This is a genomic window from Actinoallomurus sp. CA-150999 (genome assembly GCF_050942425.1).
Classification (GTDB): domain Bacteria; phylum Actinomycetota; class Actinomycetes; order Streptosporangiales; family Streptosporangiaceae; genus Actinoallomurus.
The window spans coordinates 3,637,310-3,662,313 of record NZ_CP192063.1 but is presented as its reverse complement, the minus strand read 5'-3'; the positions used below and the strand labels follow the sequence as shown (position 1 = coordinate 3,662,313).

The 25,004-nt window shown below is 65.3% G+C and carries 22 protein-coding genes and 1 pseudogene; 4 read left to right on the top strand and 19 right to left on the bottom strand.

What is annotated here, in order from left to right; genetic code table 11:
* Positions 1 to 98: 98 nt before the first annotated feature.
* Complete coding sequence (locus tag ACQP2O_RS17355; protein WP_433185678.1) at positions 99 to 596, bottom strand: hypothetical protein; 498 nt, start codon at positions 594 to 596, stop codon at positions 99 to 101.
* A 240-nt stretch (positions 597 to 836) separates the two neighbouring features.
* Between ACQP2O_RS17355 and ACQP2O_RS17350 the strand changes: the two genes are divergently transcribed.
* Positions 837 to 1,004: a hypothetical protein gene (locus ACQP2O_RS17350; RefSeq protein ID WP_433185675.1), complete on the top strand. Its 168-nt coding sequence runs from the start codon at positions 837 to 839 to the stop codon at positions 1,002 to 1,004.
* Between the two features lie 166 nt (positions 1,005 to 1,170).
* On the opposite strand, the gene ACQP2O_RS17345 is transcribed toward ACQP2O_RS17350, so the two are convergent.
* A complete protein-coding gene (locus tag ACQP2O_RS17345) occupies positions 1,171 to 1,659 on the bottom strand; it encodes a GreA/GreB family elongation factor (protein WP_433185672.1) in 489 nt (162 codons plus the stop codon).
* A gap of 63 nt (positions 1,660 to 1,722) precedes the next feature.
* The gene (locus tag ACQP2O_RS17340; protein ID WP_433185669.1) at positions 1,723 to 2,352 is read right to left on the bottom strand and encodes a class I SAM-dependent methyltransferase; all 630 of its coding nucleotides are present in this window, start codon (positions 2,350 to 2,352) and stop codon (positions 1,723 to 1,725) included.
* Between the two features lie 328 nt (positions 2,353 to 2,680).
* On the opposite strand from ACQP2O_RS17340, the gene ACQP2O_RS17335 reads away from it, so the two are divergent.
* Positions 2,681 to 2,815, top strand: a complete 135-nt coding sequence (locus ACQP2O_RS17335; protein WP_433185666.1) for a hypothetical protein — start codon at positions 2,681 to 2,683, stop codon at positions 2,813 to 2,815.
* 89 nt (positions 2,816 to 2,904) lie between these two features.
* On the opposite strand, the gene ACQP2O_RS17330 is transcribed toward ACQP2O_RS17335, so the two are convergent.
* The 8 genes from ACQP2O_RS17330 to ACQP2O_RS17295 form a co-directional block, all read right to left on the bottom strand.
* Positions 2,905 to 3,813 (bottom strand): radical SAM protein, encoded by a 909-nt coding sequence (locus tag ACQP2O_RS17330; RefSeq protein ID WP_433185663.1) that lies wholly within the window; start codon positions 3,811 to 3,813, stop codon positions 2,905 to 2,907.
* Between the two features lie 15 nt (positions 3,814 to 3,828).
* The gene (locus ACQP2O_RS17325; RefSeq protein WP_433185660.1) at positions 3,829 to 4,128 is read right to left on the bottom strand and encodes a MerR family transcriptional regulator; all 300 of its coding nucleotides are present in this window, start codon (positions 4,126 to 4,128) and stop codon (positions 3,829 to 3,831) included.
* A gap of 32 nt (positions 4,129 to 4,160) precedes the next feature.
* Complete coding sequence (locus ACQP2O_RS17320; RefSeq protein ID WP_433185657.1) at positions 4,161 to 4,961, bottom strand: SAM-dependent methyltransferase; 801 nt, start codon at positions 4,959 to 4,961, stop codon at positions 4,161 to 4,163.
* A gap of 71 nt (positions 4,962 to 5,032) precedes the next feature.
* Positions 5,033 to 5,191, bottom strand: a complete 159-nt coding sequence (locus ACQP2O_RS17315) for a hypothetical protein (RefSeq protein ID WP_433185654.1) — start codon at positions 5,189 to 5,191, stop codon at positions 5,033 to 5,035.
* A gap of 104 nt (positions 5,192 to 5,295) precedes the next feature.
* Positions 5,296 to 5,583, bottom strand: coding sequence for a hypothetical protein (locus ACQP2O_RS17310; RefSeq protein WP_433185652.1), 288 nt, complete (start codon positions 5,581 to 5,583; stop codon positions 5,296 to 5,298).
* Positions 5,584 to 5,651: 68 nt separating this feature from the next.
* Positions 5,652 to 6,500 carry a helix-turn-helix domain-containing protein gene (locus ACQP2O_RS17305; protein ID WP_433185649.1) on the bottom strand — a complete coding sequence of 283 codons (849 nt, stop codon included), beginning with the start codon at positions 6,498 to 6,500 and terminating at the stop codon, positions 5,652 to 5,654.
* Between the two features lie 21 nt (positions 6,501 to 6,521).
* The gene (locus ACQP2O_RS17300; protein WP_433185646.1) at positions 6,522 to 7,085 is read right to left on the bottom strand and encodes a DUF6879 family protein; all 564 of its coding nucleotides are present in this window, start codon (positions 7,083 to 7,085) and stop codon (positions 6,522 to 6,524) included.
* Positions 7,030 to 7,302: a hypothetical protein gene (locus tag ACQP2O_RS17295; protein ID WP_433185643.1), complete on the bottom strand. Its 273-nt coding sequence runs from the start codon at positions 7,300 to 7,302 to the stop codon at positions 7,030 to 7,032. Before ACQP2O_RS17295 ends, ACQP2O_RS17300 begins: the two co-directional genes overlap by 56 nt.
* Positions 7,303 to 8,500: 1,198 nt before the next feature.
* Between ACQP2O_RS17295 and ACQP2O_RS17290 the strand changes: the two genes are divergently transcribed.
* A complete protein-coding gene (locus ACQP2O_RS17290) occupies positions 8,501 to 11,902 on the top strand; it encodes a PIN domain-containing protein (RefSeq protein WP_433185641.1) in 3,402 nt (1,133 codons plus the stop codon).
* 453 nt (positions 11,903 to 12,355) lie between these two features.
* A complete protein-coding gene (locus tag ACQP2O_RS17285) occupies positions 12,356 to 12,946 on the top strand; it encodes a hypothetical protein (RefSeq protein ID WP_433185638.1) in 591 nt (196 codons plus the stop codon).
* A gap of 145 nt (positions 12,947 to 13,091) precedes the next feature.
* On the opposite strand, the gene ACQP2O_RS17280 is transcribed toward ACQP2O_RS17285, so the two are convergent.
* The 8 genes and pseudogenes from ACQP2O_RS17280 to ACQP2O_RS17245 form a co-directional block, all read right to left on the bottom strand.
* Positions 13,092 to 13,664: a hypothetical protein gene (locus ACQP2O_RS17280; RefSeq protein ID WP_433185636.1), complete on the bottom strand. Its 573-nt coding sequence runs from the start codon at positions 13,662 to 13,664 to the stop codon at positions 13,092 to 13,094.
* Between the two features lie 379 nt (positions 13,665 to 14,043).
* Positions 14,044 to 14,658 carry a DUF2637 domain-containing protein gene (locus ACQP2O_RS17275; protein ID WP_433185633.1) on the bottom strand — a complete coding sequence of 205 codons (615 nt, stop codon included), beginning with the start codon at positions 14,656 to 14,658 and terminating at the stop codon, positions 14,044 to 14,046.
* 30 nt (positions 14,659 to 14,688) lie between these two features.
* Positions 14,689 to 15,189, bottom strand: a complete 501-nt coding sequence (locus ACQP2O_RS17270) for a tyrosine-type recombinase/integrase (protein WP_433185630.1) — start codon at positions 15,187 to 15,189, stop codon at positions 14,689 to 14,691.
* A gap of 90 nt (positions 15,190 to 15,279) precedes the next feature.
* Positions 15,280 to 16,029, bottom strand: a complete 750-nt coding sequence (locus ACQP2O_RS17265) for a tyrosine-type recombinase/integrase (RefSeq protein WP_433185627.1) — start codon at positions 16,027 to 16,029, stop codon at positions 15,280 to 15,282.
* Between the two features lie 454 nt (positions 16,030 to 16,483).
* Positions 16,484 to 20,407, bottom strand: a complete 3,924-nt coding sequence (locus ACQP2O_RS17260; protein ID WP_433185624.1) for a P-loop NTPase fold protein — start codon at positions 20,405 to 20,407, stop codon at positions 16,484 to 16,486.
* A 374-nt stretch (positions 20,408 to 20,781) separates the two neighbouring features.
* Positions 20,782 to 22,602, bottom strand: coding sequence for a CocE/NonD family hydrolase (locus tag ACQP2O_RS17255; RefSeq protein ID WP_433185621.1), 1,821 nt, complete (start codon positions 22,600 to 22,602; stop codon positions 20,782 to 20,784).
* A gap of 310 nt (positions 22,603 to 22,912) precedes the next feature.
* Positions 22,913 to 23,767, bottom strand: coding sequence for an SDR family oxidoreductase (locus tag ACQP2O_RS17250; protein WP_433185618.1), 855 nt, complete (start codon positions 23,765 to 23,767; stop codon positions 22,913 to 22,915).
* Between the two features lie 121 nt (positions 23,768 to 23,888).
* Positions 23,889 to 25,004 (bottom strand): annotated as a pseudogene (locus ACQP2O_RS17245) (Gfo/Idh/MocA family protein); the annotation flags it as partial.

The window sequence follows — 25,004 nt, the reverse complement described above, 5'->3', positions numbered from 1 at the left end:
TATCAGGAATGGGAAACGCCGGTCCTTATGGCTACTCTATTGTCTCCTAACAGGCCAAGATGAGGAAGGCGGAGATTCCGCCGGCTCTTGGGTCGCGGTTACGAATGGATCCGTCGGATGATGCGGGATAGGTCGCCACCTCGATAGGTCGAACCGAGCTTGGTCACCGTACCCTCGATCGGCCCCCGTCCACGCTTGAGAACGCTGACATAGTTTTCGGGTAGTAGTACACGGTCGCCGACCTTCAACTGATCCGCCCCACTCCACCGATAGCCGTAACCCTCGACCTCGACGACCTGATCTCCGTCGATCTCGTAGTAGCGGGATGCGTCTTCAAGCCGTCGCTCTAGATCTTTGACCTTCTCCCGAAGTCGCTCCAGCTCCTGCCGTTCGATTCGTGCAGCCCCAGCACCTAGCTCGCTACCGCGGGCGAACCCGTCCTCCCAGCCTTCTTTACGAGCAGCGGCCAAGGCATGGTCGTGTTTAGTGGCATGAAGCTTGCAGGCTACGTCGTGACCATAGAGGACTTGCTTGCATGGCTTGCCGGACTTTGTCGCGTGTCCACATGTCCGATTCGTCGACGGCGATTCATCCATGCTCGCACCACCTCCAGGTTGCGACGTTGTAGGCCGGGTCTAACGTATATCTCTAGCTTGACAGGATAAGGCGGGCAACAATGCCCCCTTCTGCGATTTCGCGGGCTAAGGCCACATCTGGCCTGGCACAGCTTGGCCCCTGGCCGACTTCATGGTCGGTCCAGTCATGACCGAAACGTGCTTGTTCTTGGAGTCAGCCTCGTACACCCAGGTTGATAGCTGATGTGGATGACACCGCGGTTGTTCGACGACGTGTCGGTGGTCCGGATGGAGTTTGCCGAGCACAGCGTCCGACTCTGCCGCGAGTTGCTCGAAGACCTCGGTCCTGCGCCGTACGTCGCGTGGAAGCGGCTCACCGTCGCACAGCCGTTCACGGATTACGCGAAACAGCACGAGATTCCGCCGTAGCCATCGCCTGAACCTCCTGGTGCGTGGCGGCCCACGTATTCGACCACCCCGCCGGCGATCCCCCAAGAGATGGCCGCCGACCTCACGGATCGAAAGATCCTGCTGCGAGGGGGCGACATCGGCGTATCATCAGGCGATTCGCCGCTGCGCGGCGTCACCGTCCTACTTACCTACTCTCCTCTAACTGCCCCACCCCAAGAACTTCCATCTCGATCTTCTTCGCACCAATTTTCCCTGCGACCGCATCTCCCTTCCGATGTCCTAGGAGCAGCTTCGCCAACGGCGCGGCATAGGAGATCCGGCTGTCGTCGTCATCGTCAAGCACCATGTAGCTGCCGATGACGAACTGCTCCTCACGGCCGGTCTTCGCGTAGCGAACTTGCACCACGCTGCCGACGTCCACGCGGCCGTTTGGCGCCGCTGGCGTCACGAGTTCACTGTTGTGCAGGATGGCGGCCAACTTGTCGCGTTCGGTTTTGAGCATCTTGGCGCGTTGCTGCACTTCGTCGAACTGCGGATTGTCGTGCCAGGTTTCACTGGATTGCGTGGTCGAGTCGTGGATACCGCTCAGCGCTTCCCGCCACTGCTCCTCGTATCGCGCGATCCGGGTCTTGAGAGCCTCGAGGTCTCGCGCCAGGAATCGATAGGTTTCCATTGTCTGCCTTCCGTTTGGGCAGTTACTAGCTCTCACTCATAAGCCTTAGTCGCAGCCCGAGCTTCATGCTCGCTCGGCGACAACGAAGCCCATGCGATGTATATGTGGCTTGAGTTTTTCCACATGAGGATCCTCTACGAAGGTTGGCGTGTAGGCCTCCCAGAGCAAACGCCATCTCTCGAAATAACGCCGGATTTCGCCCTTCTCCAGGTAGTGCTCGATCGTGGTATGGCGGGTCCGTACCGGCATCATGTACTCGGCGCCGAGGATGCCGGTTGGCGCGCACAAGGCGTGCAGGCGTCCGATGAAGTCTGCGAGTGGTCGGCGGTGGTTGACCGAGTAGTGCCATGAGCAGCTTGTCCATACGGCGTCGCAGGTTGGCAACACGTCCTGTTCCAGCAGGTCCGCTTCGATGATGTCGACGTTCGCAGCCACCCTCTCGATGTCGAGTCGCCGCCGAAGCCCCAGCATGTCGCCAGGTACGTGTCCTGGCAGCGTGACCGGCCCGCCGTGCACGGCCTGGGGGTCACGTTCGATTGCCAGCACGCGGTAGCCGTGTTCGGCCAGTGGTATGACGAATTTACCGTCCGAGGCACCGACTACGCAGACGGTTTTGACTCGGCGTCTCTCTAGCTCTGCGGAGAAGAGCGGGAAGAAGGTTTTGGTGTCCTGCCAAAGGCTGCGTGTTTTCACAGCTACAACTCCCATCCAGTGGGTGGCACGAGATCGCCGCTACTACCTCGGGCGGTGATAGATGCGTGGTGTCGATACGATGCATGGCAAAGTGTCGATATTCGCGCAGGATGGCCGCCTCGCATCTCTCCGCTTGTAGATCCCAGGAGTGGCGGTGGCCACCGCGCTGCTGCCATCGCCAGCAACGCTCGGCCGCCTCGCAGGTCAGCTCGAAGGTGACGTCCGGCCGTAGCAGCTCCGGCAAGACGATTCGTGCCGAGGCTCCCATGCCGCGGTGGAAGGCCACCGTCCGGGCGACATAGCTCTCGACCACGACGGACCGGCCGGCATGGACGTGACGCCCGATGTCGAGGCTGGCCAGGCTGATGGCGGACATGAAGAGCAGGAAGCGGGCGTCCAGTTCTTCGGGCCGATGGAGACGCTGCCGGAGCAGCCCGTACTCCTCTGGCACGGTCGGCAGTAAGGCGGCGCCGAGTGCCGTACTCAGTCCGTGCGCTGCGGTGCTCTTGCCGGTGCAGCTTAGGCCCTCGATGGCAATGAACAACGGCTTCGTCACGTCGATCGGTACACCACGTCGGGGATGTGCTGGATCAGTTCATCGTGGGCGTGCGGTTCGTAGACGACGGTCTCCTGGCTGCTGTCCCAGCGGAAGGCGTGGGCGTGGCGGCCGACCGCTTTGCAGGACATGGTGAGGCCGCCGCGCGGGTCGGCCTCAATACGGTCGAGGTCCTGGCCGGCGCGATTGCCGTTGGTGGCGCAGGCGTCAGAGTGCGGATGCGGCGCGAGGTCAGCGTCGTAGCGCAGTTCGATACCGAGGTTGGCGTGGCGGATCGCTTCATGCAACGCGGTGTAGCGCGCGGTATCCGTGATGAAGAGTTCTGGATGTTGGGTGGCGTTGCCGACCGGTCGGAGGCAGTGCAGTTTGAGTTCCTGGACGCCTCGTTGCTCCAGGAGCCGGGCGAGTGGGACGACGTCGTGAAGATTGGTGGCCGTGACGGTCATCGTCGCGCCGAGCGGGATGTCGAGTCGGTGTGCCGCCTCGATCGTCCGCATCGCCGCGACGAAGCTGCCGGGGTGGCGGATGCGGTCGTTGGCCGGCTGGAGTCCTTCCAGCGAGATCCGCAGCTTGTCGAGGTATGGGGCTAGCTTCTCGACCTGGTGCTGGAAGCCGAAGTGGCCGTTGGTGCAAATCTCGACCGCCAGACCCAGCGCCTTGGCCTCACGGCAGACCTCGACGATCCCTGGGTGCAGCAGGGGTTCGCCGCCAAGGAGGGTGACGGCGGCGAGCCCGTAGTTGGTGCGGAAGTAGCGGAGCATGGCGCCGACTTCCTGCTCGCTGTAGCTGTCTTCGGCCTTGAGTAGTTCTCCGTGAAAGCAGTGCTGGCAGGCGAAGTTGCAGTGGTAGAGGAGCTGTAGGTACAGCATGCGTATATGGCGGACGTGTGCGATTTCGCGAATCACGGGTCGTTCCCCTGATCAGGTCGGTAGTGCGTCGCTCAGCAGTTGGCAGAGCAGCTTCATGCTCGGCCGCGATACGTAGTCCGTGCGCTCGGCGATCTCTTCGATTTCGGCCTTGAGGTACCGGTGATGGCCGTGTGCGGCGTCCTGGGTGGCGCTGATCAGGCCGCGTTCGGCCCAATGCCGCAACGTGGCAGTGTCCGTACGGGCCAGGTGCGCGGCCTCGCCGGGGCGCAGCCACTCGCCGCTCGCCAGCCCACAAGCCACCGCGATCCAATCCCAACGCGTGGGCGTGATGCCGTCAGCGTTCCGGTGCATTACCAGGTTCATTCTTCGTAGCGGCAGGGAGTTCAGCCCAGGCGTCCGACGCCGCCCACGGCCGGCAAGGCGGTCTGGTCGCCGGTCGTGCTTGCCCGGCAGGGCCGCCAGGCCGGGATGTTCACCACGCCGGGCGAAACGACGTCAAAGCGGCCGAACAGTCGCTCGATCGCTGCGGCGTGCCGCAAGACCATGGGTGCGCTGGCGCGGTCGTACAGTTGGGCAGCATCGGCGGCGTCCGCCCGCCACTGCGCGTGCGAAATCGCCAGATAGCTCCCAGGCGCCACGGCATCGGCGAAGGTGTTGACGATGCCCTGCGGGTCGTCTTCGTCAGTCACGAAGTGCAGTAGCGCGATCATGAGCACCGCGGCGGGTTCGGCGAGGTCGATTAGGCCGCTGCCCATCGCCCGATCAAGGATGATGGCCGGCTCGCGTACGTCGCCCTCGATCACTGTGGTGTGGCCGTTGGTCGCCAGCAGCGCCTCGGCGTGAGTCAGCACGATCGGGTCGTTGTCGACATACACCACCCGCACGGCCGGATTGCATCGCTGCGCCACCTGGTGGACGTTTTCCTGCGTCGGCAGGCCGGTGCCGATGTCGATGAACTGCCGGATGCCACAGTCGTCGACCAAGTAGCGCACCACCCGCTGGAGAAAGGCGCGGTTTTCCCGTACGACGGCGCGGATCTGGGGGAACCGGCGGATGACTTCTTCGGCCAGCATCCGGTCGCCGGCGAAGTTGTCTTTACCCCCGAGCCAGTAGTCATAGACCCGGGCGACCGATGGCTGGGTGACGTCGATCTCGGTTGCCAGAGAAACGATGCCATCACTCATGATGCGGACGCCTTTGGATGAGGTTGGTGGTTTCGCAACTGGCCGATCGTCAAGCGGGACGTGGGGCACCTTCAGCACCACCAGATCACCCCGTGCTCGCACTTCGCCCGGTACAGCGGATTACAGAGGAGGTAGCGCTCGCCGAGCTGACCGAGGTGGAGCCATTCGAGCGGACGTACCACGCCGAACCCGCCGCCGAGGTGGAAGAGTGCCTGCGACAAGGCGTACATGGCCGCATGCCCCGTCTGACAGGTGCCGGATTGCCTGACGTCTTCTACCAGCCACTCATGAATCACGGGCGCGTGCTGGGCCGGCGTTGCCAGCGCTGGCCGGTCTACGAGGGCTGCCATGTCACCGCGCCGTTCGAACAGGTGGCCCAGCAGGCGATCTCGAACCGCGCGTATGCCCAGTCGTCACCGTCGCGCCGAAGCGCGACCGGCCGCATGTAGCCGCAGCCTGCACCGGCCTCCAGCAGCGTCTGTGCCAGGGCCACCTTGGCTCGGACGGCGTCGAGTGAGATGCCCGAACAACTGTCGTCCTCGATGACCCACTCGTAGAAGACCGGTGGATCCGAACGCGGCTGGGGAGTGTCGTGCTGTCCTTGAAAGCTCGTCACGTCCATGGTCAGGACGGTAGGAAGCGGAAGGCTGTCGGGTCCATGAATGTGCACCGATGTGCACACTGTCGTGGCTAGAGCTCGTCGTGAGCTTTGGAGATGAGGTCGCGAGCCGTCCGGCCGTAGACGGCGATCTCGGCAAGTCGAGCAAAGGTCCGGGCGTACATCGCGATTTCGCTCGGTCCGGTAACGGTCAGGTAGCCAGAGACCAGTTCGACGTTGACCTGGGCAGAGTCGAAGATCCAGAAGTCTTCGACCGGGCGGGCCACCTCACGATACGGACCGGCCGGCACGACGCCGAGCGACACCGATGGCATGGAGGAGACCTCGGCCAAGTGCGCAAGCTGGGCCGCCATGACCTCGCGTCCACCCATCCCATTACGGAGCACCGACTCTTCCACCAAGAAAGCGAACATCCGTCCGCCTCGGCTGAGGACGCGTTGCCGCTCCATGCGCACGGCGACGGCTTCCTCCACATCGTCGTGCAGCTCTCGCTGCTGTTGCACAGCGCGCAGCACGGCACGGGTGTAGCCCTCCGACTGGATGAGGCCGGGCACTGTCCAGCACGAGTAGGCACGAAACTGCCGAGTCCGCTCATACAGCGGCAGCCGTGCCTGCTGAGCACGTTTGAGGCCAGAGCGCTCCATCCGGCGCCACTCGACCCACATGCCTTCGGCGGCCCGCAGCGAGGCGATGAGATCGTCGGCGCGACCGTTGGCGTCGGTGATGCGGCACCACGTGCGGATGTCGTCAGCCGAGGGCGGCGTACGGGCGTTCTCGATCCGGTAGACCTTGGCGTGATGCCACCCCGCCGCCTTCGCCAGCGCAGGACCGGTCAGTCCCGCATCGACGCGGAGTTCGCGGAGCTGATCGGCGAGCAGTTGTCGAGCGGCCTGCGCTGACGACGACGGTGATGTAGGCACGGGATGAGCGACTGGCGCGGTCTACTTGAGCCGATACTCCTCGTGTGGGATGGCCCGTTCCCACACGGCATCGAACGCCGCAGCGCACAACTCAACCACGGCCGTGTCGCCACGGTTCTCCGGGCCGGCCACCGCGCCATCGCCGGTGAAGTGGTTGAACTGCACCCACTCACCATCGAATACCCAGAAGTCGTTGCCCGGCAGGCACAGCTCCGACGCGTTCCGGCGAGGCAGCCAGCGCACCTGTTCGCCTGCCGCCACGTTCGACGCGGTGGTCGCATGCTCGAACCGGATGTAGTCACTGACCGGTTCGGAAACGATCCGGGCACGGCGAACCTGGACGCCCTTAGCCGTCACCTCTCGGATGAGGTCCAGCCACGGCCGCGTCAGCCGGCGCTCGAACTCCTCCGTATCGCCGGTCAGCCACGCCTGGTACCACGGGTCGACCGGGGTGTAGGCGTCGCGCATCTCCAGGTGGACGGCCGAGTGCTGGCAGCCCTTCAGCACGTCCTCGAACGGGACGCGCTCGTCAGGTACGCGCCGGGTGCTGTCCGGGCCCTCTCCTGCCGTGCTCGTAGGTGCCATTGACCGCCTCCAGGATGATCGCCTTCATGATCGGCGGGAGCTTCACTACCGCCTCGTTCGCGCCGACGGGGCTATGCCCGTTCACCTCTTCCAGCGCCGCCGCGTCTCGGACCTGCTCGCCCTGGAACCAGATGTCTCCGGTGTCCTCGTCCACGAACACGGCCGGACAGTTGTTGTCAGGAGTGCTCGGGGTGATACCCACGAAACTTAGCCGCATGGAGGGCCTCCGGTGTGGGGACTGTGCACGCATGTGCGCATCACCACATGACCCTGGCTCATAGCGGGAAGAGCGTCAAGGGCCCGGGTGGACCCGACCAGAGGCACGTCCTCGCGAAGTTGCGGTAGTGCCTTGGGGGTGAGGAGTGCCGGTGACGTCCACTTCGCCTCGGCCACTACCAGCTAACGGAACAAGTAACCGGGCTGGCTCCCAACAGCCAGCCTCACCGCGCTATCTGGGACACCGCCGGGGCCGCCATGTTGATCATTCTTACCCACCGGCGGCAGGATCGAGCGGCAAGATGACCTTCCGACAGGAACAAGCCGCGGGGCCAGCAGACGAACTGCTCATGATCACCCGAAACTGGCGAGACAGCGTTGCCACGCCCAACAACGCCGCAGGTCATGAGCCTGCGAGTGCTCATGATCCTGCGGATCCTTCAGCGCAGCAGCTGGCAGGCAGCGAGTTCCGAGCATGGGTGAGCAATTCCGCACGATCACGAGCACGGGGTGAGCAAAATCCGGGCAGGGCTGCGGGATGTTGGCCCGGATGGGACAACACCCCGCTGAGCCGGTCATTGTGTCGGAGAATATGTGCATGGATCCGCTACCAGCACCGAGCAGGACCGGCGTTCGCGTGGCCGGTGATATGTATCAGTGGCTCGTGGCATGGAGGGGTTGTGTCGGTGCTCTACAGGACCGTGCCCAGCAGGAGCCAAATCCTGTAATCGGAGTGGGGGTGGAGGTTGATGACGCCGGGAACCTTGACGACGTCGTGCTGTACAGGACGGAGCCCCCCCACAGCTACTCGCAGGTAAAATATGCGGTTGACGCCACGACATTGGTGGGTACGGATTATTTGCTTGCTCCGAGTCGTGCTGGCGGTCCCTCGATTTTGGCCAAGATCGCAGCGGAGTGGCGAAGACTGACAGCAGACGGCGCGACGGCCGACTTGGCGCTTGTTACCACTCGTGCGCTAGATCCAGAAGATCCTCTGACATCGAAGTGTGACACGCGGACGTCTTTTCTCATGCCCCATGCCGCGTTGGGGGGGACCTCGCTCCGCGCGAGGCAAAGCCAGGGCTCGTTGGGCCGCCGCAGTCAACCTGACCGAGGCCGAACTGCTGGACATGCTCTCCGTGCTCCGGTTTGATACCGCTCTTACTCCTCTGCGTCTTCACGAAGCGGTGGCTTCTCAGATGCGTGATATCGGCCTACGCAACGACGAGGAGGCCATCGCAGCCGGGGCGGATTGGGTTGCCCGTCAGGTGCGGGACGGGCACAGGAATCTTCGGTTGGCCGATATCGACCGCGCCGTCGCTAAACTGTGGCCACAGGAGCAGTCGGTATCGTCGGCGACTGACCCTGCTAATGAACAGGCGTTGCATGAACGGCTCGCACAGCTCCCACCTGTTTGTGCCCCGCGGATCCTCGCTGCGTGGCGCGACGAGCCAACCCAGACGTGGCGATTGGTCACGGCGCTAACCAGCATGGATGTCCGTCCGACCGCTGTCGTGGCGGAGTGGGAACAGCATTGGCCTACGTGGCTGGTCCAGGCGGCATGGCAGGTCCAGGTGGCTGCGGCAGAACTTGCCGCTGGGTACGGCGCAGTCCGCTTGGCAGCGGACCTGTTTATGGCTGCAGCGGCGCAGGGCGCGTCTCGGCGCGGTTTCTGGTTGGCCCGTGCCGCGATTCTCTACGACGAAAATGATTACACAGTAGGCCGGTCAGAGGCACTCGACGCTCTTGGGCGGGCCGCCACGGACACCGAACCGTACGCCCGCGCCGTCGCTGCTCTGCTGGCAGCGGATACTGAAACTGCGTCCCGCGAACTTGCCGGATGGTCGCCTGACGACATGCTGAACCACCTCCTAAGCGGTGGGCTACGACTACGGCTAGCGATCACCGAGGGCGGCGAGATCCTTACCCGCCCCACGCTCGACCGCAGCCTCCAAGTGTTGGCTGAGGTGCTGCGCCAGCATTGGTCTGCTGGCTTTGCGATCATCCGCGCCCGGCTTTTGGTCATCCGCGCCCGACGTGGTGAATCGCCGAACTGGGATGCCGATTTGAGGGAGGCCGGCGACTTGGCCCTGCGAGCCCGCAATGAACAACGAGCTTTTCGGGGCAATAGCGCAGAAGCAGCGGAGCTGGCCTGCCAAGTAGCGGTCTTGACGATGGACCCGGGCGACGCCATCACATTGGGAACCGTTAGCGATGACGGCGCGACCGCGGACGAGGCCGCCTCGCCTCTGGTGCATGAGTACGTCGCCATGGCAGCCATGCAACTGGGCAATCTGGATCTGGCCCGTGATCGCGCCCGTCACGTCACAGATCAGGCGGCACGGGCGCGTTTGGAGGCCCTCCTGGCCGAAGCCGATGGCCTAGACCCGGGACCCCATTGGCAGCGAGCAATCGAGTTGGCCGGCGACAACGACGAACACCTGGCGCAGGCGTTGGTTGGCCTGGCCGGATCAGGGGCTGAGGAGCTCCCTCGGTTCGAGGAATTCCAGGCGCGCCACCCCGAGGCGGCGGTCGAGATCCGTGCCTTGTCCGAACTGGCAGCAGGCAAACCCGGAGCGGCGATTACCCGCCTACGGGCACTACGGCGCGCTTCGGTGACCGCCGCGCTCCACCTCGCGCAGGCATACCAGGCGGTCGGGAACGTTGATGATCAGGTCCGTACGCTCCGCGACGCTGCCGAGGATTTCCACGACCCGTCGCTGCGTTACGGCGCAGCCGAAGCGCTGACCCGAGCCGGCCGCGCTAGCGACGCCGAGCGCGAACTGGAGGCGCTGCTCGCCTCGACCGCTCCGGACTGGAATGGACGCTCGGATGCGCTGCGGCTGGCCGCACAACTGGCGTACAACGATCGCCGTTACGAACGTGCGTGTGAACTGCTGCAAACGGCAATGCGGATCGAACCCGACCACACCGGCACACGTTGGGCGCTGATCCGTGTCCTAATCCATCGCGGTGACCTCGGCACCGCATGGCGCGTGCTATCAACTGCGCCTCAACCGCTCGAACCACCCGACGTTGCCGACGCACAACGCTGGATCCAGCTCTACCGCCGATATGGCCGGCTGGAGGAGACCGTGGCTGGCTGCCTACGGCTGCTACGCCGGTTTGGCGACTCGGAGCAGTTCAGCGCATTCGTCGTCACTAACCTAATGATCCCCAACACCGCGCGTGGCGAACTTCCCGACGACCTGCGAGCCGATGCCCGCCTAGAGATGGAACGGTTCTTCGATCGCTGGCCCGCTAGCCCCCACCTGCGACGGCTGCGAACAGCGGACATGGCGCAACTCCTCGTCGAGATGAGCGACATGGTGCGCCCCAGCCACGAGGAACAACTCCACCGCCACCACCTGGCCCGCGGGCTCATCCTCGGTAAACTGCCGCTGAGCCTGCTCGCCGCAGCCACCGGACGAAGTTACGCCGAGATCCTGATTCGCCGCAGTGGTGCTGTCATTCCAGCCCGCTACTCCGATCCTGCTGAGATTGCCGCCTGCGCGGAAACTGCGCGCACGGATGCGGATGAAGACGTCGTAATTGACACCGCTGCAGTCGCCGTCCTGCTCACCCTCCCCCTCGATGTACGACAGACCGCTATAGGCATCTTCGCTCGGGTGGTTACCACTGACGACGCCCTGCGCGACGCCTTGGCTGGTAAGGACAGCTTGGCCCTGCGTAGCACCGACACCTGGGCCTATGACGAAGGACGCGACGTTGGACGATTCGACGCAATACCCCAAGCTGAAGCCGACCGCCTTGCCGAAGAGGCGGAGTCCCTGCTCACAGCCATCGAAGCGCTTGCCCGCTACCCCCGACCTGCTACCCGATTGTTCGACGACCTCGATGCTCCAGCTCTGATCGCCTGGGCCTCCATTGTCGATCTCGCCATCGACCGAAAGATCGCAGTATGGAGCGACGATCCGATTCTGCGAGCAATCGTCCGTGAGAGCGGCCTACGAGCGACCTCGACGCCCGCAGTCCTCGACCACCTGGCCCACCACCGCACCATCACAGCCGAACAATACGAGAACGCCATCCGAACACTGATCAAGACGCGTGTCAGTGACATGCCCTTCAACGAGCAGCGACTGCTTGAACTCGCCGAAGACGAAGGCTGGGCCCCTCGCAGCGTTGCTGTTGCCCTTAGCCGCCCCGCCGCTTGGGCCAACGCACCCCGCGCTGCAAGCCTATTCGGCAAGCTGATCGTTCAGGTTCGATCCCACCAGCCGATGGCCGTTCCGTCCTGGCTGTATCTCGCTGTGAGAGGCGCCGCCGCAGCCAACCCGGGTGGACCTGCAGGCGCCGTCGACATCGCCGCTCGACTCCTCGCGTTCGCCATCCACGCCGCCAAGGCACAAGCGCAATCCGCTGCAGACCTCGTGACCGTTACCCGCGACGCGCTGGTCGAGATAGGCGACTCAGACCTGCCACCAGGCCCGGACCCCTTGCCTGCCTGCGCAGTTCTCCTTCGCGACACCTACGCCAAAGCGATCCCGCCAGCCATGGCCACCCGCCACATCATCTCCACATTTGCAGCGCTTCCAAAGGAAGACAGAGAAGAAATAGTTCGGATCCTGCTCCGTTGAAAGGCGCAATCGGATCGACAGTGAGCTTTTTCAGCCTCGATCGGAGGCGTCTTGATCACTTGATCGCGAGTTGGCCGTCTACGCCTGGACATGGCGAAGCCTCTGGTAGATCAACTTCTAGCCAAAGATCACCGACCGGACCAAGGGCTTCGGATGCTGTTCTATCGTGTGGCGGTCGATTTGTCGCGCTCAACGTGGGAGCACGCGGAGGGCTCACTGTCGAGCAAGCCGCCTGCCGCATAACATCCACCCCACCCCACCCTACTCTGTCTCCCTGGCAAACACCGTCACCAGGGCGCCGAAGCCGGACTGCCACCTGGGCACCGACGCTTAATACGGATGCAGCCACCATGCATTCTGCCCTTCACAAATTCCTGACTGTTCGCACCTGTATCGTTGACGGTCCGAAACTGACCCTTGAAACATCTAGCGCGCACCTGAGAGCCTAGAGCCATGAGCAGCTTCCTCAGTGCGATACCAGCGCTCATCGGTGTAGTGATCGGCGTTATTGCCACTGGGTGGGTCGAAAGAACCCACTGGAGACGCAGCCAAGCAATTCGGTGGGATGAGCGACGTATTGACGCCTACGTTGAGTATGCCAAGGCAATCAAGAAGATCCACATGACCGTCTTGGCGATGGTCGAGCCCTCTCTCGTCCACAACCTGGCCGAGCCGATCAATCGCGAAGCTGGACTCGAAATGATCGCGCAGGCGGAAGCCCATCGGGCCGAAGCATGGGAGACGATGCTACTTCTAGCAGACCAACCGACTGCATACGCTGCTCTGCGCTGGCATGACGTGGTAAAGATTGAAGCAGAGTTCGTTAGAAGTCGACCCAATGATGCCGGGTCAGATGACTGGATAGCCGCCGTGAGGAATGCCAACGAAGCACGGGACCATTTCTACGAAGCTGCCCGTAAAAGCGTGAACGTGACCGGAGGGCAGATGACTAGTACAATAACGCAATTGCTAGCGACAGAGCAGGCACGGCAGGACCGTGAGCAGATCGGGCAACACTCAGTGCTAGGTCGAGCCGATCCTTGACGAAATAGCTTCATGTGGCGATTGACGGCTAAATATACGCTGGCCGGATGTCGCCTGTCGGGACTTATGACCGCCGACGCCATCCGGGGCACGGGCCTGCGCGAAGTACGGGCCGACCGATGAGACCAGGACGGTGTCGTAGCAGTCAGGTCTCCATGCCTCTCACCAAGCCCGCCATCTGGATTTGCAAATTCTTGAGCCGTTCATAGGATTCGATCACGTCCGTCTCGAACTTCATCGGCCAGTTCACCTTGGAGTGCCATGAATATGGCACCCCATCCTCCTTCCATCGCAGATGCGTCACGCGCCAGGCGTTGTGGTGCTCGATGAATTCCATGAATGAGTCTGGCATCTGGTCGCCCGCAATGAGATGCGTCTTCGACGACAAGAGACTCTGGATCGCCTCATTACGTGGCATGAACTCATGGTCGACCCAGAACAGCCAGAGAGCCTTCTCCTCCTCGCTGAGCGGCTTGCCATTCAGGAGCACGACGTTGCGCCCGAGTGTGTCGCAGAAATCCTCCCACGCTGACCGCCCCTCCTTCACCAAGAACAGAAGCGGTCCGTAGAGTTGCTCCAGCTGCTGTTCTACATGTGTGAGCCGTGCCTCGGCCCGTCTCCGCCGCAGCTCGGCCCGGCTTCCCAGTGCACTATTGACGATCCATCCGGCAGCAGTGGCCATCGCAGCGATCAACGCTGCAAGGAGGCTCGAATCCATGACTTCTGATTCTGGGGGTGTGTTACCTGGCGGTCCATACCGCATCTTTGAAAACTTGCGGTTTGTCATAGTTTGGGCTGATCTTCTGTCGCTCAATGCCCGGTCGCGCGGGTGCGTCGGCGACACGTGAAAACTGGCCCCCAGGCGAGACGGGCGCTCTCCAGAATCAGCGCAACGTCACACCACAGACCAGACCTCCCGAGAGAACGCGGTACCGACCGATCAGGAGCCAGAGCTCACGGACGCCCGGTGCAGTCACCCGACGGCCGATACGCCGATCCGGGGAGAGCCTGTCGTCGCCTTGCTCGGAGGTGGGAGTCCTACTCTCGACCAGCGGTCAGATACGCCTGCACCTGCTGGGCGCGAGGCTGACCGATTTTCAATTCAGAGCGGATAGCACGGATGCTGGGGCAGCGGCCAGCCCGAGGTCTGCGGCGAAGACCTGGCGGGCTTGTACCTTGAGCGGATCCGGTACCTCGGATACGGCGGGTACGGCTTGCTCGGTTTCAGGTGCAGCGCTTTCCGCCGCTTCGGTCCGTGTTCCGCGTTCGCCACGCACGATTGTCATCAACAACTCATAGACAAGCACGAGCGCGAGGGCGGGCCACCCGACGATGACCGCGCCGACGACGCCATGGGTAAGCCCATGTGCAACGTTGGCGAGGACGCTGGCGGTGATGCCGAGCCCGAGCGTCCACCGGGCAAGGGCTGGTGAGCGGTGCCCACGTCGGGCCGCATCCAGCATGGTCATACTGGCCGCGAAGATGAGGCCGTCGACGGTCAGCGGCATCACGGCTGCGGTCGTGCCGTCTTCTCCGTGTGTGGTGACGAGTTCGTAAGCGTGGCGACATGACACGAACGCAGCGACCCCGGCTACGCCGACCACGACGGCCACCGTGGAGACCCGGATCGCACGGTCGGCGCCGTCGATGCGGTGCCCCGGGCTGTATCCGAGGCTGGTGGACGGTTCGTTGTTGTCGGTGGCTTCACTCATCCCGAGGTGTCCCGGATGCTCGTGGTGCGGCTACGAAGTGGCGCGGCGGCGCGTCTTGGCGAGAGCGTCCAGCGCGGTCTCATCCGCGTCGGGAAGGGTGTGCAGGTACCGCTCGGTGGTGGCGATGGAGCCGTGCCCGAGTCGTTCTTTCACCACCTGCAGGTCGGCGCCGCCAGCCAGCAGCCACGAGGCGTGCGCGTGGCGTAGGTCCCGCATGGTGGGCATGAAGTCCAGGCGGGCCGCCTTGACCGCGCGCTTCCAGATCTGGCGACGAAACCAGTCGCGAGAGATGTGCCCATCACTGTCGCGTACGCGCGGTGTTCGGGGGTTGTCCTTGCCGGCACCGCGCCGCTCAGCACGGTAAATCGCGAACGCGGCGCGGCAGTACTCGCACCGGCACTTCCCCGCGGTGTACGCGGACAGGGTGCCGTGCTTGTATCGGCCGCCTTTTCTGTTCGGATCGGTCCAGCCGAGAGCTTCCGGGTCGGGCACCACACGCAGCCGTGTGTTCGGCGTGTCCTGCGGCCCCATGCCGAACAGCAGGTCATCAAGCCCGAGGCGGTGGGTCCTGATGTGTTCGGCGAGCTTGTCGGTGATCTGGGCGCTGAGCTTGAACCGCCGCTACTTCCTGTTCTTCGGGTAGTCCTTGACCAGGAAACGCTTGCCCTCAGGATGGAATTTGGGGTTGAGCTCCACGACGGCGCGGCTGACCGTAAGGAGCCTCGTGCGAGTGTTCAGATCCTTGACGCGTAGCTCGGTCAGCTCGCCCCAGCGCAGGCCGCTTTCGATCTCGGTCTCGGCCAGCAGCCGGAAAGCGTCGCTCGGGAGCGCGTGATAGATCTCGTCGAACTGCTCAGGCGTGACGATCTGCAACGGTTTACGCGCCACCGGCGGCGTCCGGACGCCCCGGCACGGATTGAGAAACGTCACCTGATCGTCGAAGGCGGTCGTGAAGATCGCGCTCAGGATGATCTTGTAGTAGCGGATCGTCACCGGCGTGACGCCCTGCCCTTTGAGTTTGGCGATCCAGGCGCGTACATGCTCGGGAAGGATGTCCATCATCCGCATGGCGCCGAACTCGGGAACGATGCGCTTGTCGATGCAGTAGGTGTAGCTCTCCCGGGTGCTGGCCTCCATCTCGTGGTTGGGCAGCCACGTCTCCTCGACGTACCGCTTGAACCGCTGACGGCCTCGCGCCGGGTCACCGACCCGCCCCTCGGACAGCTTCACCTCGGCCCGCTGCCACGCCTTGTCGGCATCCTTCTTGTTCGAGAAGGTGCCCGCGGATCGCAGCCGGCCGCTCGCGTCCAAGTAGCAGGCCGTGTAGCGGAACTTGCCGTCCTTGCTCTTGCGCTTCTTCGCGTACCCCACAGCGATGATCTCCCCAGTGCGATCCGTCCGTGATTTGTCCGCGGACGAGACGCTCTAGAGGGATACAGAGAAGCACCAGCGAACACGGCGATCACGTCATCTACCTGGGAATATACCGTGGAGAATCGCCACGAGCTGGAACGAATTTGAACGCTATTCGTGGCTGGGGGTCAAGGGGTCGTGGGTTCAAATCCCGCCGTCCCGACATAAAAAGCAAGGTCGAGGGCCAGTTTCCGCTCAGCGGAGACCGGCCCTTGATTATTTGTCCGTGGGATTGAACGTCTCTATGGGGCACGATCCGGCCGCAAAAGATCTTGAGGAGCGCTGACGCAGTGAGCGTCATCGCTATCGATGTTCAGAGCATGATGCAGGTCGGCGGTCGAGACGCGATAGCTACGGCCGAGCTTCGTGTTAGCCGGTAGGCGCTCACGCCCCGTCGGGCCGTACCCGACGGTCACAGCAGTGGGGCGGCCACCTCACCGATTTCGGGGCCGGTGACGAGGAAGGCCTGGAGGTCATGGCACCAGGAGGGGGCGGGGTTGGTAGGGACGATGGTCGGCAGCAGGCGGCGCAATGTCGCGGTCCAGTCCATCTGGTCCTGTTTGCGAGCGCTGCTTTCCAACTCGGCCAACGGGTGCGGACGATGCGCCGGGTCAGCGTTGCCCAGCAGGGCGATTAGGTGAGGCCAGCGGATCGCGAACGCGGCAAGCTTCGCCACCTGCTCGCCGGAGGCCGCCGGTTCTCCGTGCAGGCGGCGAAGCTGGTTGATGAAGGTGTAGAAGCGGAAGAGGTTGATGAATCGCTTGATCTCACGGGGGTTCCGTGTGGCGAGGACCGATAGTGCAGAAGTGATCGCCTCGTGCGCGGCCGCATCGCTGTAGAGCTCGGCGAAGATCTCCTCGGCGGTGGAGAGTGTGGCTGGCAGCAGCGGCTCACCCACACCGATGACCTGACGTTGCGCCTCGATGGCGGCTTCCCGCAACGTACTGGGAGTCGGTGCCCGATCGCGTATCGCCTGGCCCAGCCGCGCGCGGTCCGCGCTCGTCAGAGTTGGCCCGTCCTCTGAACGCGACGGTGTTCGGGGGCGGGCTCCGCGATTGTCAACGTCCGTGTCCGATGTCGCCATGTGCTCGACACCGGTTCCGGTCGGCTCGGTGCTGGCCGGCTCGTCGGCCGTCCGTCCCGCGCCGGAACGTATATCCGTGGCTGGCGGGTTGTTGACCGTCCCGGACGGTGCGAAGCCTGACCCTGCGGCGATCCTGGGTGGCGAAGAGCCCTTGGCGCCGAGTTTCAGCAGCGTACGTACAAAGTGCGGAAGCTCCACGTCCTCGCGGGGAGGCGGGAGGCTGACTGACAGTTGGACGATCTTCTCCAGGAACCGCCAGCCGAGCGTGGACCAGTCGCCGGGAAGCCGACCTTGCTGATGCGCGCTGGACAGGTCCTTGTAGGCGACCTCGACATGGGCGGCCACGGCTCCGGGCTCCATCCCGAGCACGAAGACGCAGTTGGGGAACTCGCCCGCAAGGAAGAGGTTGATGGCCTCGATGACCTGGGCGACCGTGCCCGGAGAGCAGCGATCCAGGTCGTCGACGAAGACGACCAGCGGGCGCTGCGGACTGGCTACCAGGTCGAGCACCCGCTTCATGTCCGTCTGGACCAAATGCAGGAAACCTAGCTTGGACGCATAACCGGGATCGGGGACGAGCTTGTCGAACGAACCGTTGAGCTGAGCCGACAGCAGCCGGTGGCCACCGCCCAGTAGATCGGGCTCCTTAACGAGCTTGGCCGTCGGCCCCGCCACCGCGCCCCGCAGGAATCCGATCACGCGACTGGCGACCATGCCGACGATCACGAGAGTGCCCCCGCCGAGCACGCTCCCGGACACGAACCGCATCACATCCTCGCCGGTCGGCAGGATCGGCGCCAGAAGCAGCCCGCACACCGCGACCGCCACACCGATCGCCCACGCGACAAGCAGAGGGCGAAGCCGCTCGAACAGCACGCGGTGGCACCTGCGGCGCACGGCCTCACGATCCACGCGGCGGAGATTGAGCCGCAGCCAGAATCGCTCTCGATCGCCGATGGCCATTCGGGAGCTGACCTGCGTGATGATCTCGTGCGCCAGGCCGGCCCAGACCTGCTCGCCGTTCTGGTAGATCCACGGGTTGAACCAGACGGTGGGCCGCCATTGCCGCTCGAAGATCCGTTCGTTTGGTGCCGGCTCGGCCCGCAGAGCGGTCGAGACCCGCCCGTCCGCTTCGGCCCGCCGCGTTGCCGGCCGCCGTTTTTCGGATGATGGCTCGTCATCGGCCGTGGTAGCCGCCTGCTCGAGCACTTCGCGGTTGGTCACCCGCGTCTCGGACGCCTCTGCGGCTCCCTTTCGCCTGCCCCGCCGGAAGATCCCGACCATGCGCTGCGACTCTGGGGTGAGCCGGATCTTGATCGGATTTGTATCGGCCCCAGGATCAAGGCTCTGTTGGACCATCCTCATCAGCGAGGTCTTGCCCGCGCCCCACGGGGCCTTGACACCGATCGTCAGCGGCGGGTGGGTGTCGGCGTGCCGGATGAAGGCGGTGATCGCATCCGCGTACGGGCGGTAAGCGAGCCGGTCGTCCGTGGTCCAGAAGTCCCGGGTGACGAACGCCTCCGGCATGGCCTCCCGGCGGACGGACTCCACATACCGGTTGACGGCCGCACGCCGCGTCGCCTCGTCCTCCTCGCTTTGCACCTGGTCTTTGGCGTAGTCCAACAGGAGCGGGTGCATCCGAAAGTGCCCAGGGTTGACCGACTCGATGAGGTTGGATTTGACCAGGTCGTCCAGCAGCCGCTCCGACTCCTCGACTCCGGTTCCCAGCAACGCGGCGGTGGCTTCACGTGTGAAGTCGAGTCCCTCGACAAGGCTGAGCAATCGGAAGGCCCGGCGAACATCGTCGTCAAGACTGCGGTACGAGACTCCGAAGGCGGCTCGTACCGTGTCACCACGGTCGCCGGCCTCCCCGGCCTCTACAAGCTCGCGAACGGCGTCGGAGATCCGGTCGCCCGGATAGAGCTGCAGGTTGGCGGCGGCAATGCGGAGCGCCAGCGGCAGATGTCCGCACTGGTGTACGAGCGCCGCTGCGGCATCGGGATCGGCCTCCACCCGACGCCGCCCCAGGATCGACTCCAGCAACGCCACACCCTCATCGAGGCTGAGTTGGCCCAGCCGCATCACCTGGGCCCCGCTCCACACGACCAACCCGCGCAGTCGGTTTCGGGTGGTCACGATGGTGACCGACGACGATTCTCCCGGAATCAGTGCACGGACCTGCGCGTCGCTGTGGGCGTTATCGAGAATGACCAGCACGCGCTTGCGATGCAACATCGTGCGATACAGCCGAGCCCGTGCGTCGAGACCCTCGGGGATCCTCTCTCTCGGGGCGCCCAAGGCCATCAGAAAGTCTGCAAGGATCTCAGCGGAGTCCACGGCCTCAGAGTCCGACGCAGCACCGCCAAGGTCAGCCCACAGCTGGCCATCAGGGAACCGGTCCCGCACCTGGTAGGCCCACCGAAGTGCCAGCGCCGTCTTACCGACTCCGGCCATTCCCTCGACCATCACGGTCACCGGCTGCCCGTCCTTCACCCGTGCGAGCGCCGCGTCCAGGTCGGCCAGAGCGCGCTCGCGTCCCACGAAGTCAGGCGTCGGGGCTGGCAGTTGGAACGGCACGGGCAACTGGGGACTGACCGTTGGCGTGTAGAAATGGATGTCACCGTGAACGACACCAGCCGTCACCACATTGCTGGCGACTTCGTCGGACCGCCCTCCGTAGACGCGCATCCACGCGGTGCTGTTGGTCTCCTTCACCCGGACCGCGACTTCCTCGAAGCCGCCAGCGTCGATACTCTCCTTCGCCTCGCGGAAAAGAGCATCGGAAGCGACCAACACCAGATCTGCCCCGCGGTTCCGTGCCGCAGTTTTGACCGGCGCGGCGTCCACCATCCGGAAGACCGAGTTCACGAGTGTTCCGACCACGCCGTGCTGGTCGTGTATCACTTGTCCTCTGCCCACGGCCGCCCGCAGCTGCAGGTTTGCCCGTGAGGAAGCGCGAAAGTTGTAGCCCTTGATGCTGGCTTGAAGCTCTTCGGGCAGTCGTCCGAGAAGCACCTCGCCCCTGAACCGTGCCGGTGCGATCACCAGTACGCCGTCCCCGCGGTCTTCCCTGTAGCACTCGTCAAAGGGGATCCCTGTGGAATCCAGCGCCTCGCGAAGGGCCTCGAACATTCCAGACCGGAGGGCCAACTGCTCGACCGTGCTCAACCGGCTGAACGCCACCATGTCCACCACGAGGATGGATGCCAAGCGGGAAGAGGCCTCGGCCCCCTCCGTCGTCGGACGTCCCATGCACTCTCCAAAGGGCAGCGGTTCTCTTGATTATCGCCCGGCAACGACAACCCCGCTGGTGCGCTTCTTCGGCGCGGATGTGACCAGACCATGGCGCATCAGGTAGCGGCTGATCGTCGCCCGTGAGAGCCGGATCTGGTGGTGGTGTTGCAGGTGCCAGGCAATCGTGTCGCCATCCCATTCCGATGTCCTGAGCCTGGACACCGCCGTCCCGACCACGTGATCTCAAACCCTCCGAACCTACGGGGTCGGGGGGTTTTGCATTGCAATTAGTAGTCACGGCCGGCGCCGAGGAGTTCGTACAGATCGACGGCCGGCCGCCCGGCACGCGCTGAGGCGTGCCGGGCGGCCGGTGTGTGCCGGTGGCCGGGTGGTCAGCGGCCCCACGCGAGCTTCAGCGGGAAGGTGCCCTCGCCGACGTTGCCGAGTGTGGTGGTGTTCGCCGTGAGGTACTGGTCCAGGTACGGCGAGCGGTCACCCTGGGTCGGTGCGTCCGACCGCGGGTTCTGCATGGCCATGGCGAGCCGCGCGCCGGACACCGCGATCGTGTGACCCGAGGGTACGTCCAGCCAGTCGGTCGAGCCGATGGTGCCGATCTGGACTCCCAGCCGATGTCCTCGTTCGAAGGTCCAGTCGGTCGCCTTCAGGTCGAATGAGATCCGTCCGCTGCGTTGCAGCAGGGCGACGTTCTCGTCGAACATCGTCGCCGTGCCGTCCGGAGCGACGTCCCACAGGCGCACCATCACGTTCCCGCTCGCGCCCGCGTTGAGGGTGATCCGCGGTGTGGCGGTGAGCCGGAGCGGTTCGGAGGCGGGCGTGGACCAGGTCCAGTAGCTGGAGTCGGCGGCGGCGCTTCGCCGGGCGGCGTTCTTCTCGGCGGGAGACAGCGCCTGGATCCGCGGCGCCCGTTCCATGTCCCAGCGGCCACGGTCCGCCGTGCCGGCGGCCGCCGAGGCACCGCCGCCGCTGTCGACGTACCGGCCGGAGGAGAGCTGCGCCTGGTAGGACGTCGTGGTCACGGGCCAGGTCGGCTGGGCGCGCCAGTGGCCGCGGCTGTCCTCGATGGCGTACGCCGGGTCGGTCACCGGCGGCTTGGTGCCGCGGAGGTACTGGTCGTAGAACCGCATCACCTCGTTGAACCAGCCGGCACGCCCCTGCGACAGTCGGCCGCTCGCGTCGGTGTCGTTACCCCGGACGTGCTCCCACTGGCCGAGCCAACCGCGTTCCCGGCCCCGGTGGTTACCCAGGTACTCCGCGATGTCCTCGGGCTTGGTGTTGGGCTCGATGAAGCCCTGGGTCACGAACAACGGCGTGCTGGTGCCGACCGCGTGAGCGGCCAGGTCGCGGGCGTTCCAGTACGCCGAATGCGGATCGGGATTGTTGTTGTTGGTGATGTTGTCGCTCAGGCACTGCGGATGGCTCTTCTCGTACTCCGCGTTCGCCTTGTACCGGTCGCTGTCGTCGGCCATCGGCGGCATCGTCGCGATCGAGTTGTACGCCATCGGCGTGCCGGTGACGTTCGGGCGCGGCACCTTGTTGCTGAACAAGTAGTTGTACATGTTCCAGACCGGCTCTTGCGCGACGACCGCCTTCAGGCTTCGCAGCTTGAGGTCGTTGCCCACCAATCCGGTGACGGCGTCGTAGGACTTGCCGTACATGCCCACCTTGCCGGTCGACCAGGCCTGGCTCGCCGACCACGTGATGGCGGCCCGGACGTCGGCCTGCTCCCCCGGGCCGACCCAGTCCAGGCACCCGGTGCTCCCGCCGAAGCCGCGCAGGTCGACCATTACGAAGGTGTAGCCGCGTGCCATCAGGCCGGCGCCGTTGATGAAGTCCTGAAAGCGCGCCGACGGTCCGGCCCGGTCCCACCCTTCAGGACCGGTCTGCCCCGCGTGCGCGAAGTAGGGGCCCACCGAGAGGATCACCGGCGTCTTCGCCCCGGCCGGCAGGTTCGCCGGGCGGAGCACGTCGGCGTGCAGCACGACACCGCTGCCGTCGGAGGACGGGAAGTACGCCTGCGTCCACGCCGCGCCCTCGGGAACCCGTGGATTCTGCTCGTGGGTGATCGGGGTGTCGGATGCCGTCGACCCCGGCGCGGCCTGGGCCACGGCGGGCGGACCGCCCGCGGCGAGAGTGGTGATGGTGGCCAGTGCACCGGCCGCCGCGACGGCCGATGCCTTCTTGCGAAAGTCCATACACGCTCCGCAGAAATCGGGCTCTATTGCGAGGCCCGGCTAGGTTGCCTAGAGAGAGTAAAGACTTTCCGCGGAGCTGTCGCCCGTTTTGTTGCTACCGGGCATTCGGCGATCCGACCACACCGCCGGCGCCGTCTTCGTCGTCCGCGTCGAAACCGTCGCGGCCTATCAGCGGCAATTACGCAGTGCGTTTGCGACATAACGGCCATTCGGCACCTTCGGCTCGCCGGCGCAAGTGATGACGGTGAAATGACCGGTCCTGGACGTTTCAGGCTGGCGCGAAATGCCGCACGCACCATGGGTCCGCGGCTCAGGTGAATGCGGGGCGATGGTCGCGGACGAACTGCTCGAAGGTCGTCGGCTCGCGGCCGGTGAGATCGCGGACCGTCGTGGTGACGGTCTCCGCGCCGCCGTCCCGGTACGCGCGGCTCACCTCGATCAAGGCGTCGGCGTAGTCCGCGGGCAGGCCACGCTCGAGCATGGCGGCTCGGGCGTCGGCATCGGAAAGCCCGGCGAAGTGGATCGGCCGGTCCAGGACCTGTGAGAGCACCTCGGCGGCGGTGTCATAGGTCAGCGCCTCGGGGCCCGTGACGGCGTAGACGCGGCCCTCGTGGCCGTCGGTGGTGAGCAGGCGCGCGGCGACCCGGGCGATATCGCGGGCATCGACGAAGCTGATGGGGGCATCGGCGCGGGGCTGGGCGAACGCGCCGGTCGTCCGGATCGAAGCGGCGAACTGCCGGGTGAAATTCTGCATGTAGAAGTTCGGCCGCAGGAACGTGCAGCCCAGGCCGGAGGCCTGGAGCGCCAGCTCCGCGGGCCGGTGGAGGCGGGCGATCGGCGTCAGCTCCTCGTCGGCCCGCCAGACCGACAGCTTGACGACGCGGGGAGTGCCCGCGACGGTCGCGGCCTCGACCAGGTTGAGCTCCTGGCGGGTCTGGTCACGGCCCATCGCGCCGACCAGGAACACCGCCTCGACGTCGTGCAGCGCCGGCGGGAGCGTCGCGGGCTCGCCCAGGTCGATCCGGACGGCGTCGCGACCGGCGGTGATCGCACGGTCGACGTCGCGCTGCGCGTGGTACGCGGCCCGGACCGGATGCCCGGCGGCGCGCAGTGTCTCCAGAAGCGCCGAGCCCACGGTGCCGCTTGCTCCCGTCACCAAGATCATGACGGGCATGGTAGCCACGCCCACCGACAGTGTCGGCTCCCAGGACGTCGGCGTTCCCGGGGGCACGTGTGATCGGTGGCATCACCCGCCGGTCGGCCTCCGGCGATAACAGGGTGATCCACGCGGCGGTGGCGGCCGAGCGCTCCATGGCCTCCAGGGCCTCGGCGCTGCGGACGGCGTCCTCGATCGTCGCGCCGTGCGGGACGCCCTCGGCCACGCTGCGCAGGAAGCCGGCGGCCTCGACCACCTTCGTGTCGTCGTAGCTCATCGCGATCCCGGCTCCGGGCTGGAACCGCGCGTACTCGCCGTCGCCCGGGCCCGCGAACACCGTGGTCGCCGGCTCGTTCTGGTAGTCCCCGCCGGCGGAGACCACCAGCTCACCCGCGCGCCGGAAGTCCCAGCCGACCAGCCCCGTGGTGCCGTGGACGACGAAGCCGTAGGTGTTCTGCTCCCCCACCTCGGTGCGGCCCGCCTCGAAGGTCACCCGGACCCCGTCGCGGGTCCGCAGCAGGGCGCAGACGTAGTCCTCGTTCTCCACCACGCCGACGGGCCCGCCCGCGTCGGCGATCGCGTAGTGGCTGCCGCCGGGGGCGGCGAGCGGCCGCTCGGGCACGAAGACGGCGGTGTCGGCGACCAGCCGCTCGAGGTCGCCGAGGAGGAAGCGGACGAGGTCGACGCCGTGGGAGGCCAGGTCGCCGAGCACGCCCGAGCCGCCGTGTTCCCGCAGGAACCGCCAGGTCAGCGCGCCGGCGGGATGCGCGGCGTAGTCGGTGAGCAGGTGGACGCGGGCGTGGGTGGGCGTGCCGATGGCGCCCTCGGCGATGAGGCGGCGGGCGCGGGCGACGGCGGGGACGTTGCGGTAGTTGAATCCGACGGCCGACCGGACCCCCGCCTTGGCCACGGCCTCGGCCACCGCACGGGCGTCCCCGGCGGTGAGGCCGACCGGCTTCTCGATCCACAGGTGACGGCCCGTCTCGGCGACCGCCACGCCGATCTCGCGGTGCAGGGCGTTCGGGGCGGTGACGCTGACCGCCTCGACCTCGGGATCCGCGAGGAGGTCCCGCCAGTCGGTGTAGCGGCGGTCGGGGCCGTACCGGGACGCGAAGTCCGCCAGCTGGGCGGGCACGGTCTCGGCCACCGCCACCAGGCGCGGCCGTACGGGCAGCTCGGGATAGTGGTGGGGCAGCCGGGCGTACGCGCGGGCGTGCGCGTGCCCCATCCAGCCGGCGCCGATCAC